This is a genomic window from Nocardia sp. NPDC058497, assembly GCF_042720195.1.
Lineage (GTDB): Bacteria > Actinomycetota > Actinomycetes > Mycobacteriales > Mycobacteriaceae > Nocardia.
The window spans coordinates 1-10,349 of sequence record NZ_JBHXMY010000180.1 but is presented as its reverse complement, the minus strand read 5'-3'; the positions used below and the strand labels follow the sequence as shown (position 1 = coordinate 10,349).

At 68.5% G+C, this 10,349-nt stretch carries 7 protein-coding genes; 4 read left to right on the top strand and 3 right to left on the bottom strand.

What is annotated here, in order from left to right:
• The first annotated feature begins 690 nt into the window (after nt 1-690).
• Together ACFWPJ_RS14675 and ACFWPJ_RS14670 are read left to right on the top strand one after the other, a co-directional pair.
• Entirely contained in the window at nt 691-1,791 is a 1,101-nt protein-coding gene (locus ACFWPJ_RS14675; RefSeq protein ID WP_378851283.1) for a thiopeptide maturation pyridine synthase, read from the top strand.
• A gap of 58 nt (nt 1,792-1,849) precedes the next feature.
• Entirely contained in the window at nt 1,850-3,226 is a 1,377-nt protein-coding gene (locus tag ACFWPJ_RS14670) for a SagB family peptide dehydrogenase (protein WP_378851280.1), read from the top strand.
• 13 nt (nt 3,227-3,239) lie between these two features.
• Here the strand turns inward: ACFWPJ_RS14670 and ACFWPJ_RS14665 are convergent, their stop codons facing one another.
• Both ACFWPJ_RS14665 and ACFWPJ_RS14660 read right to left on the bottom strand, forming a co-directional pair.
• A complete protein-coding gene (locus ACFWPJ_RS14665) occupies nt 3,240-4,001 on the bottom strand; it encodes a TipAS antibiotic-recognition domain-containing protein (RefSeq protein ID WP_378851277.1) in 762 nt (253 codons plus the stop codon).
• A 183-nt stretch (nt 4,002-4,184) separates the two neighbouring features.
• Nucleotides 4,185-5,129 (bottom strand): EamA family transporter, encoded by a 945-nt coding sequence (locus tag ACFWPJ_RS14660; RefSeq protein WP_378851274.1) that lies wholly within the window; start codon nt 5,127-5,129, stop codon nt 4,185-4,187.
• Between the two features lie 102 nt (nt 5,130-5,231).
• On the opposite strand from ACFWPJ_RS14660, the gene ACFWPJ_RS14655 reads away from it, so the two are divergent.
• Nucleotides 5,232-5,732, top strand: a complete 501-nt coding sequence (locus tag ACFWPJ_RS14655) for a MarR family winged helix-turn-helix transcriptional regulator (protein ID WP_378851271.1) — start codon at nt 5,232-5,234, stop codon at nt 5,730-5,732.
• A gap of 78 nt (nt 5,733-5,810) precedes the next feature.
• Here the strand turns inward: ACFWPJ_RS14655 and ACFWPJ_RS14650 are convergent, their stop codons facing one another.
• Entirely contained in the window at nt 5,811-7,409 is a 1,599-nt protein-coding gene (locus ACFWPJ_RS14650) for a SpoIID/LytB domain-containing protein (protein WP_378851268.1), read from the bottom strand.
• A 239-nt stretch (nt 7,410-7,648) separates the two neighbouring features.
• Here ACFWPJ_RS14650 and ACFWPJ_RS14645 point away from each other — a divergent pair, with 239 nt between their 5' ends.
• On the top strand, nt 7,649-10,321 hold the full coding sequence (locus tag ACFWPJ_RS14645) for an N-acetylmuramoyl-L-alanine amidase (RefSeq protein ID WP_378851265.1): 2,673 nt from the start codon (nt 7,649-7,651) through the stop codon (nt 10,319-10,321).
• Nucleotides 10,322-10,349 lie beyond the last annotated feature (28 nt).

The window sequence follows — 10,349 nt, the reverse complement described above, 5'->3', positions numbered from 1 at the left end:
TGTCTGATTTTGAATATACATGTTCCTGCCCCCCCCGCCACACCCCCCAGCCCCGGCCCGGGCCCGCCCCCCCCGCCGCCGAACTATCGGCGGGTCATGCTCCGCGACACCCTGTTTGTTCCGTCGATTACGCTCCTAGATTCGCAAATCCATGCGGGCGGCACATGATCCGGAACGGACTGTTCCTTGCGATACCGAGTGGCCCGATCTAGCCCGGTTGAGACTATGGCTCCACGGTCGGGCCGCTGTTACCTTGACTTACGTCGGTAGATCGAGGGGAGTGTGCGGTGCAGAAGGATGCGACACCGAAGACGATCTCCGTGGAACGTACCGCCGAGTGCCCATTCGATCCTCCGAAACTCATTCAAACAAAGCGGGCCGGCGAATCTGTAGTCGGAATTCCGCCGGCGCATCGGAAGTTCGTCGAACAGCTCAGCACCGGCATCACCACCAAGCCCGACACAGAAGCGCGGTCCGCCGACGTGGTGAAGCTCGTCCACTACGTCGGCCGCTTGGTGCGACACCGTAGGCAGGTGCCCGGTGATGACACGCTGACCGCGTGGATGGCCGATCCCGCGTCCGACGACATGAGGGGCTACCCGGTCTCCGCGTCGCCGTCCCGACCCGGGAGATCCCGATGCGCACGGCGATGTCGATCTACGGGCCCGAACGGCTACCGGTGACCTGGGGGTGATCGCCTTGCGATGGAAAAGCATTCATGTGTACTACTACCAGCCGGACAAATCCGGCTTGCTGCTGAGTGGAGTCCGTCCGGTCCTCCGAGACTTGCGCCCCTTCGTCGACGCCGTGTCGATTACCCGCCACTGGCGGCTCGGGCCACACTTGCGACTCAACTTCCGCACCGATGACCACACGTTCGACAAGCTGGTGTGGCCTACTGCCGAGCGAGAACTCTCCCGGTACCTGACGGCCGAACCGTCCACGACGGTGCTCGATATCGATCTGCACTCGCACGAGCACCGCACGCTAGCCGAACTCGAGGCCGAGAAGGGTCCGCTCTCTCCCTGGGTTCCGGACAATACTGTGCTCCGCGCTGAGTTCGACGACCGAACCGAGGCCATGGGCAGCCCCTGCGGCGCCGAACTGCTGGCGGATTTCTACGCCGATACCACCGATCTCACCTTCACCGCGTACGAAACGTGCCCGACACGGCCACAACTCATGTCGCGGGCCTTCGACCTGATGGTCGCGACAGCGCATCTCGGCGCGGCCGATGGCATAGCCAGAGGTTTCATCTCCTTCCGCTCCCATGCAGAGGGCTTCCTGGCCCAGAATGCCGACGGTGCCGTGCTTCGCCGCCACTGGGACGACAACTACCGTCAGACGGCGGAGTCGTTGCGGGCCCGCGTCGCGGATATCGTCGACGCCATCGATCACGACCTGGCACCGGATCACCGTCTCGCGGAATGGTTCCTGACCATCGGACGGTATCGAGATCGCATCCAGCGAGCGCTGGCCGACGGCTCGCTGCCGATTCCGCCACCACCGCCACCGCGGCCAGGGGCAGAGCGGCGACTCGAGGCCAGCGACTTTCATCGCAGGCTCTTCGCCAACCCCGAGTGGTCGCGAATGCAAGACAGCGCAGACTTCACGATCTATCGCCTGCTGCTGAACTTCACCTATCTTCACCTGACGCAACTCGGCCTGGTTCCCAAAGACCGAATACTGCTGTGCCACATGATCGCGAACGCCGTCGAGGACCTCTTCGGTATCTCGGCGACGGAGTTGGTGACCCATGCTCATACCCGTTCGCCCAGTCATGGCGGGTGACACGCCACCACGCGCGGCGAACCATAGCCGCCCGCCGAAGATCGAGTATGTGTACCGCTTGCGACCGAGTGTTTCCATCGGCACCGAAGACACCGGCACACGATTCCACCTGCTGCTTCGAGGTCTCTGGGTGCACAGCGAGAGCTTTCCGTGGGCAGGTAGTGATCACGTGCGGCTACTGCAACGCCTCGCGACCACCGGAATCGACCTCCGCGCGAACAGCGAACCACCGGATTCCACCGAGGTGCTTCGTGCTCTGAGTGCGGGCGGCTGGCTCACCTTGACGGTCTATTCGAATTCCCGGCGATTGTATTCCGTCTACCCGACCGGCCCGATGCCCGCCGGCTTCTCGAGCCAAGAGGACGAGCCGTCGGCTCACCCCACCGGCAGGATGCTGTCCCGCTTCGCCGTATCCCGGCGACAGGACGAGTCACTGATCGTCGAATCGCCGTTGGCCGCAGCCAGACTCGAGATCAGCGATCCGGCCCTGGCGGCTGTGCTGGGGGCGGTGGCCCTCGGAGAAACCGGCGAGCCCGCCGCGGGCACCCTGCCGACCACCGTGGTGAATCGCTTCCTGCGCGACCTCGGCTACGCCGGCGTACTCGCGGACCCGTCGGCCGACGAGCCTGCGCACCTGCGCCAGTGGGCCACTCAAGATCTGTGGTTCCACCACCGCAGCCGGGTGGGCAACGGCGCCTACCCGGATGCCGGTTTCGGGCGAACCGAATGGGGCAAACAGCTACATCCGTCCGTACCGATACTTCGGGAGCCGCACGCGGGAGCGAGGATCGCCCTCCCGAAACCCGACTTGGCCACGAAGATGGCCGACGACGTACCGCTCGCGTGGGCAATGGAAACCCGCAGATCGGTTCGCGAACACGACAACGACAATCCGCTCGATCTGCGCACGCTGTCGGAACTGCTCTATCGCAGTGCGCGCATCCGTTCGACATCGATTGTCCAAGGCACCGAGTACGTCAGTTCACCGTATCCGTCCGGCGGTTCGGCGTATGAACTCGAGGTGTACCCGGTCGTCGGGTTGGTCGACGGACTATCGTCTGGCGTCTATCACTACGACAAATTCGGCCATAGTCTGTGCCGGATCGACCAGGATGGCGACTCCGCGCAGCGATTGCTGAGGACTGCGGGCGCAGCCGTCGCCACGCGGGAACGTCCGCAGGTCCTCCTCATCATCTCGGCACGGTTCGGACGTCTGCTCCGCACCTACGAAAGCATTCCCTACGCCCTGATCCTGAAAGATGTCGGTGTGCTCTACCAGTCGGTCTATCTGGTAGCGACGTCACTCGGGATCGGGGCGTGCGCACTGGGAGCGGGCGACGAAGCACTGTTCTCCGAAGTCATCCGTACAGAGCGGACGGTGGAGAGCAGCGTCGGCGAACTGATCCTCGGTAGCGTTCGCCCGAGGAGTAACTAACCGGCCGGGGACGTCAGGCTTGTTGCTTCTCGGCGTACGCCTTGATCGCGTCTCGGACGTACTCGGCCGTGCCTTCCCCGTGGATGTCGTAGTTGGCGCGGAATCGCGGCTCGGCGACATACATCTCGCCGAGATTGACCAGCATCTCCGGCGTGATCTCCGCCCCACCACGGCCGTCGCTGATCCAGATGTGATGCCTGGCGACGATCGCGTGAACATCAGCGTGGTCGACCGGAAGTCCCGCGTCACGCGCCTTCCCGTAGTCAGCAGCGATGTCGGCGTGGGTCTTCAGGAATGCCCGGCGCTCGGCGTCGGACATCGAGCGCCACCAGCGGTCGTTGCTCTCGTACGCTTCCTTGCCCCAACGCTCGATCACCTCGTCCTTGTACTGGGTGTGATCGAAGCCGTCGAAAACTTCTTCAGCCATGAGTGGTGTACCTCTTTCGGTCTTGTGCAGCGTCGTTGTCACTGAGGCGATCTGGCGCCGAATCCGATCCTGTTGCTGCCGAAGCAGTTTCAGGTGGGTGCGCAGCGCGTCCGCAGTGGCCTGTTCGCCGGCGAGGACCTCGGCTATGACCGGAAGGCCGAGACCGAGTTCACGAAGCAGCAGAATGCGCTGCAAGCGAACGAGGGAAGCCTGGTCGTAGTAGCGGTAGCCGTTGACGCCGACCCGGGTCGGTTCCAGCAACCCGAGCTGACCATAATGGCGCAGCGTGCGGCTGGTGGTGCCCGCGGTCTTGGCCAGATCCTGGATGGACCATTCGTCCGCTGTCATGACGTTCTCCCTTCGTCCTCGTCGGTGGAACCAGCATGTAAGTTGACGCAACGTCAAGGTCAAATCTATTTTGCCGATCGAGAAAGCCCGCGTCGAGCGCGGCGCGCAAACCGGCGGTGCACGCCGCACGGCCTGGCAGGAGTGGGGTCGCCCGGCGATTCCCGCGGCCGGAGAGTGGCGGAGCTACTTCACCGCGACCGACGCCTGCGCCCCTTCGGCGGCCGACATACTTTCCGGTGCAACCGGTTCCGGAGCGGGCCTCGCCGGAATCTGGCCGAGCACGGTGCCGGCGAGCGCGATGACGAGGCCGAGGATCTGCAACGGAGTGAGCGCCTGACCGAGCGCGATCCAGCCGATCACCGCGGCCGACATCGGGCTCAGCAGACCGAGGAACGCCACCGAAGTCGCGGGCACCCGCGAGATTCCGCGGAACCACAGCCAGTACGCGACCGCGGTGCCGATGATGCCGAGGTACAGGTAGCCACCGATGGCGGCACCGTCGAGGGCGGGCGGGGCGCCTTCGAGGAGCAGTGCGAGCGGCAGGATGAACAGGCCGCCGGCGGTGAGCTGCCAGCCGGTCATCGCCAGCGGGCCGACGCCGTCGGGGCGTCCCCATTTCTTGGTCAGCACGGTGCCCGCCGACATCGACGCCGCACCGGCCAGTCCGGCGATGACACCGATCGTGTCCAGCTCGGCATTACCGCGGAGCACGACCAGCGCGACGCCGAAGACGCCGATCACCCCGGCGATCACCTTGCGCCGGGTCGGCGCCTCGGCGAGCAGCACGGCCGCGAAGCCGAGCGCGATCATCGGCGCCACCGCGCCGAGTACCCCGGCGACCCCGCCGGGCAGCCGGTACGCGGCCAGGAACAGCAGCGGGAAGAACGCGCCGATATTGAGCACGCCGAGCACGGCGGCGCGGCCCAGCCAGATGCCACGTGGCAGCACCCTGGTCAGCGCCAGCAGCACCAGGCCCGCGGGCAGGGCACGCATCAGGGCGGTGAACAGCGGCCGTTCCGGCGGCAGGAATTCGGTGGTGACGGCGTAGGTGGAGCCCCACACGATCGGAGTGAGGGCGGTGAGCGCGAGGGTGCCCGCGTAGCCGGTCGGGCGAGTTGCGGTGGTCATGTTCACTCCTGATTGATAATCTCAACATTGAAATATCTACCCGGCGGGATGGCTCAGCGTCAAGTAGATGAACGTTAAGATTTTCAACCGAGAGGAAAGCGCATGCGGGACGCCGTCGACCTGATCACCGAGCACTGGCGAGCCGAACGACCCGATGTCGACGTGTCACCGATGGCGATCGTCGGCCGGATCACCCGGCTCTCGCGCGTCCTCGAGCAGGATCTCAAACGCTTCTTCGCAGGTCACGGCCTAGAATTCTGGGAGTTCGACGTGCTGGCCACGCTGCGCCGCTCCGGCGGCGACACCGGCCTGACCGCGGGTTCGCTCAACCGGGCCGCCATGGTCACCTCCGGTGCGATCACCAACCGGATCGACCGGCTGGCCGCGAAGAACCTGGTCCGGCGCGCCCCCTCTGCCGACGACCGCCGCTCGGTCTTCGTCCAGCTCACCGACGAGGGCCGGGAGCTCGTCGACCGTCTGCTGCCGCTGCACGTGGCGAACGAGCAGCGGCTGCTCGCGTCGCTGGGCGCCGAGGAACGCGAACAACTCGCCGGCCTGCTGCGCGTCCTGGCTGTCGGGCTGGACGACACCGCGCTCGACTGACCCGGCGTAATCGTGCGATCCGAGCCGCGCCAGTCAGATATCTGATCGAACAGCGCCGATTCGCACGATTACGCCGGGCTACTCGCCGTCGTAAACGCCCGGCGCGGCAGCCGGATTCGCCGGGCCGTACACCGGCGCCTCCAGCGGCACACCAGCCACCGGCGCACCACCCGCACCCGGCGTCGGCACACCAGCCACCGGCGCACCGCTCGGAGCCTGCGCCGGCGCATCAGCCGGCGGCACACCGCCAGCACCCGGCGTCGGCGCACCGGCCGGCGGCGCATCAGCTGGCGGCACACCCGCACCCGGCGTCGAACCGTCCGGATGCGCCGGGACCTGCGCACCCTCACCCGGTGCGATATCCGTTGGCGCCGAACCTTCCGGCGTCGTCACCTTCGGCTCCCCCGACGCCGACGGAGGCAGCTGATCACCCGCGCCCGGAACGAGCTGGAGCAGCGTCGAGAAGTCGACGACCTGCGCGCCGAGCGTCTTCGTCGCCACGATGACACCGTTCGTGTACAGCCGATACGTGCCCGCCTGTTGCGGCAGCTGCATTTCCGGCCCGATCGGGGCGCCGATCGCACTCTCCGCACCGCCGATCCGCCGGTACTCGGCGTCGATGACGCTCTCGCCCGCCTGCGCCTCGATCGTCGGATCAGGCTCGGTCGGATAGGTGGGAGCTGGTGGCGCGGGGGCGGTTTCGACGAGTTCGCCGGGCGCGGGGCCGACCGCGAAGGTCTCGATATCGGCGGGCCTGCCGCCGTCGGGGGCGGCCGAGTACTCCGAGCGCAGGATCAGGCCGTCGCGCAGCAGCACCGTGCCCGCGGTCGCCGCGACGGCTTCGGTGGTGCGCGAATCCTCTTTCACCGTACCGGGATACACCTGGCAATCGGTGGTGTCGCAGGTCTGCGCGTAGGTGTAGCGGTTCTCCGCGAGCGCGTAGGAACGGGCGGCGATCGCCTGCGCGCGCAGGGCCTCGAACGCGCCCTGATCGGCCCAGTTCGCCTGCATCTCCGCGGGCAGCAGGCCGGCGAGGTAGTCGTCGAGGTCCACCTGGTTGACGGTCCGGTACGCGCCGCCCTCCAGCGCGACGCCGAGCGCGCCCCGATAGGCGGTGCCGCCGCACAGGGTGAGGTGTTCGCCGGCGGGCCGGCCCGGCCCGGCATCGACGGGGTAGACGAACGGATCGTCGGTCGCGGCCTGCCACAGCACTTCGCCGTCGCAGCCCGTGGTGACCACGACGTTCGCGCCGCCGTCCGGCAGCGGAGTGAGGTGTGCGGCCTCGCCCGGTCCGATCATCCGGCCCGCGACCTGCGCGCCCGCGGCGGCGTAGGTGTCGAGGGTGGCGTCGTCCTGGGCCTGCAGCCGGACGCCGATGGTGGTCGGCCCGACCTGACCGAGGGTGGCGCCCGGGTAGTAGTGCCCGAGGATCTCCTCCGCGGTCCAGCCTTCCCTGGCGCTGTCGAACGCGCCGACCTGACTCATCCCGCGGCCGTGACCCGCTCCGACCGTCGGCGCGACTTGGCCGGGCAGGATCTGCCACAGCCCGATCGCGCCGGTCAGCGCCAGTGCGGTGCCGCCGACCAGGACCGGCAGTGGCGCGGTCCTGAGCATCGGCACGCTGCGGCGCCTCGTCCCTCGGCGGGTACTGCGGTTGATCTTGGTGTCGGCTCTCATCCTGCGCTCCCACGGTTCGGTGGTTCGACCGGCGGAGCTCGCGTCGGCATGTCGTCACCGCCGAGCGGGTTCCGAAGGCTACATTCGAGCAATCACATAATCCTCAAGTTGAGGTTTAGATGTGTGACGTATGTTAACTAGTGTGGTGTGTGAGGCAAGAGGAAGCAAGCATCACTTGCCGGTGATGGCCCCCCTGAACCACCAAGGTCTACGAGCTCGACCCTGATTGGAGAAGGCACGTGCGATATCGAAAGCCGAAACGTTCCTACGTGCTCCCGGTGGTCACCACGCTCGCCGTCGCCGCTCCTGTCGGCGCCTTCGCGCTGAGCGACTCGACCGCTTACCGCAGCACCAACGACCAGCTCGAGGCGGTGCCGGCGCAGCTGGCCGAGGTCGCGCTGACCTCCGTCCCCGACATCACGGTCCCGCTACGCGAGCTGACCGGTCTCGACCTACCCGATCTGCACCTGTCGGATCTGCAGATGCTGCCGCTGCCTACCTCGATTCCGGTGCCGCCGGGATTGCCCGTTCCGCCGGGCGTGGCGCTGCCGACCGAGATCGTGCTGCCGCCGCTCCCGACCAAGGCGCAGCCGACCACGACCACCGCCGCGCCCGCACCCGCCCAGCAGGGTGGCGCACCCGCCCAGCAGGGTGGCGCACCAGCGCGCCCACCGGCGCCGAGCACCGGTGTCCCGACCGCACCGCCGGGACCGCCGCCCGCCGCGGCTCCGGCCGCACCAGCGGCACCAGCTCCGGCCGCACCAGGGGCACCGGCACCGGCAGCGCCCGGAACACCCGCGGCGCCAGTCGCACCCGCGGCACCCGCAGCACCGGCCCCGGCCGCACCCGGGGCATCAGCACCAGCCGCACCCGGGGCATCAGCACCCGCGGCACCAGCTGCCCCCGCACCAGTCCCGGTCGCCCCCGGGGCACCCGCAGCACCCGGCGCACCAGCGGCGCCAGCAGCTCCGGCTCCCGCAGCGCCCGTAGCGCCGACATCGGCCGCCCCGGCACCAGCCGCACCCGCGACGGCTCCCCCAGCAGGCGCCCCGGTCGCCCATCGCCCGACCGGCATCAAGTTCATCGCCGACCCGGCCAACCTGGAACCCGGCACCACTCCCGACACCCCCGCGCTCTCCCCCGGCGCGGTCGCCTCCGACCTCGTCGACCAGGTCGGCGCGCAGGTCAAGGAGCTCACCCAGGACACCCCGTTCAGCATGGTCGCCGTCACCGCGCGCGATCTGGTGAACACCACGACCAAGCTGCGCGCCCGCCAGCAGGACGGCAACTGGGGCCCCTGGTACGACGCCGATCCGCTCGACACCAGGGCCACCGACCAGACCCCCGCCGACGCACTGACCGGCACCGAGCCGATCTACGTCGGCGAGACCACCGCCGTGCAGATGCTGGTGACCCGCAAGCCGACCGCGGGCCCCGATCACGACCCGGCCCACCTCACCGAGGCCGCGCTCAAGGCCATCCTGATCAACCCCGGCCGCGCCGCCATCGACGCCGGACTCAACGACGTCGCGGCCGCGCTGCCCGGCGGCGGACCGAGGGTCATCACCCGCGCGCAGTGGGGCGCCGACGAGTCGATCCGCTGCGAGGAACCCACCTACGACGACGGCGTCGGCGGCGTCACCGTGCACCACACCGCCGGTCGCAACGAATACAGCCGCGCGGAGTCGGCGGGCATCGTCCGGGCGATCTACGCCTATCACGCCGAAACCCTCGGCTGGTGCGACATCGGCTACAACGCCCTGGTCGACAAGTACGGCCAGATCTTCGAGGGTCGTTACGGCGGCCTTGACCGGGCGGTGCAGGGCGCGCACGCGGGCGGCTTCAACGAGAACACCGCGGGCGTGGCGCTGATGGGCAACTACGAGTCCGAGGCGCCCAGCGAGGGCTCGCTCACCGCGCTCGGCAAGTTCATCGGCTGGCGGACCAAGATCGCCGGGCTGAACCCCAAGGGCCACACGACGATGTATTCCGAGGGCACCGAGTTCACACCGTACGCCCTGGACGAAGCGGTCGACCTGCCGGTGGTGTTCGCCCACCGCGACGTCGGCAACACCGACTGCCCCGGTGACGCCCTCTACGAGCTGATGGACCGGATCCGCAATATCGCCGCGGGCAACGCGGGCACCTACTCCTCACCCGCGACGCCGTCCCGTCCGCCGAGCCGGCAGGCCCGCGCACCACAACAGGGCAACATGGCCGAACTGGGCGCCCTGGTCGACAAGCTGCTCGGCCTGTCCGGCGAGAACGAGATCGCCAGGCACTGGGTGAGCCGCGGTGGTGTCGACGGACCGCTGGGCGCGCCGCAGTCGGATCTGCTGTCGGGCTCACAGGGCCGTCAGTACGCGAAGTTCGCCAACGGCTACATCTTCTCCGGCGAGAACGGCCAGGTCTTCGAGGTGGTGGGCGCGATCCTGGATCGCTACCTGAGCCTGGGCGGCGACGCGGGCGTGCTCGGCCTGCCGACCGGCAGCGCCTACCTCGTGCCGGACGGTCTGCGCACCGACTTCCAGAACGGTTCGCTGGTGCTCAACGAGCTCACCGGCATCGTCACCACGTTCTGGAAGACCTACAACGAGACCTACGAGGAAGAGATGGAGGGGATGAACGGCCCCAAGCCCGAACAGGAGCCAGCCACCACGGCGCCCACGTCGACGGTGCCCGCGGCCCCGGCTGATCCGGCCGCCCCGGCCGCTCCGGCCGCTCCGGCTGCCCCGGCTGATCCGGCCGCTCCGGCCGCTCCGGCCGCCCCGGCTGCTCCGGCTGGTCCGACGACCGAACCGGCCGCCCCTGCGGGCCCACAGGCCGCCGCACCCGCCCCGGCCGACCCAGCCCTCGCCGATCCAGCACCGGCCCAACCCCCGGTAGCCGCAGAGCCCGCCCCGGCTGGCTAACCCCCGGTCATGGCGAAGAACGGCCGGT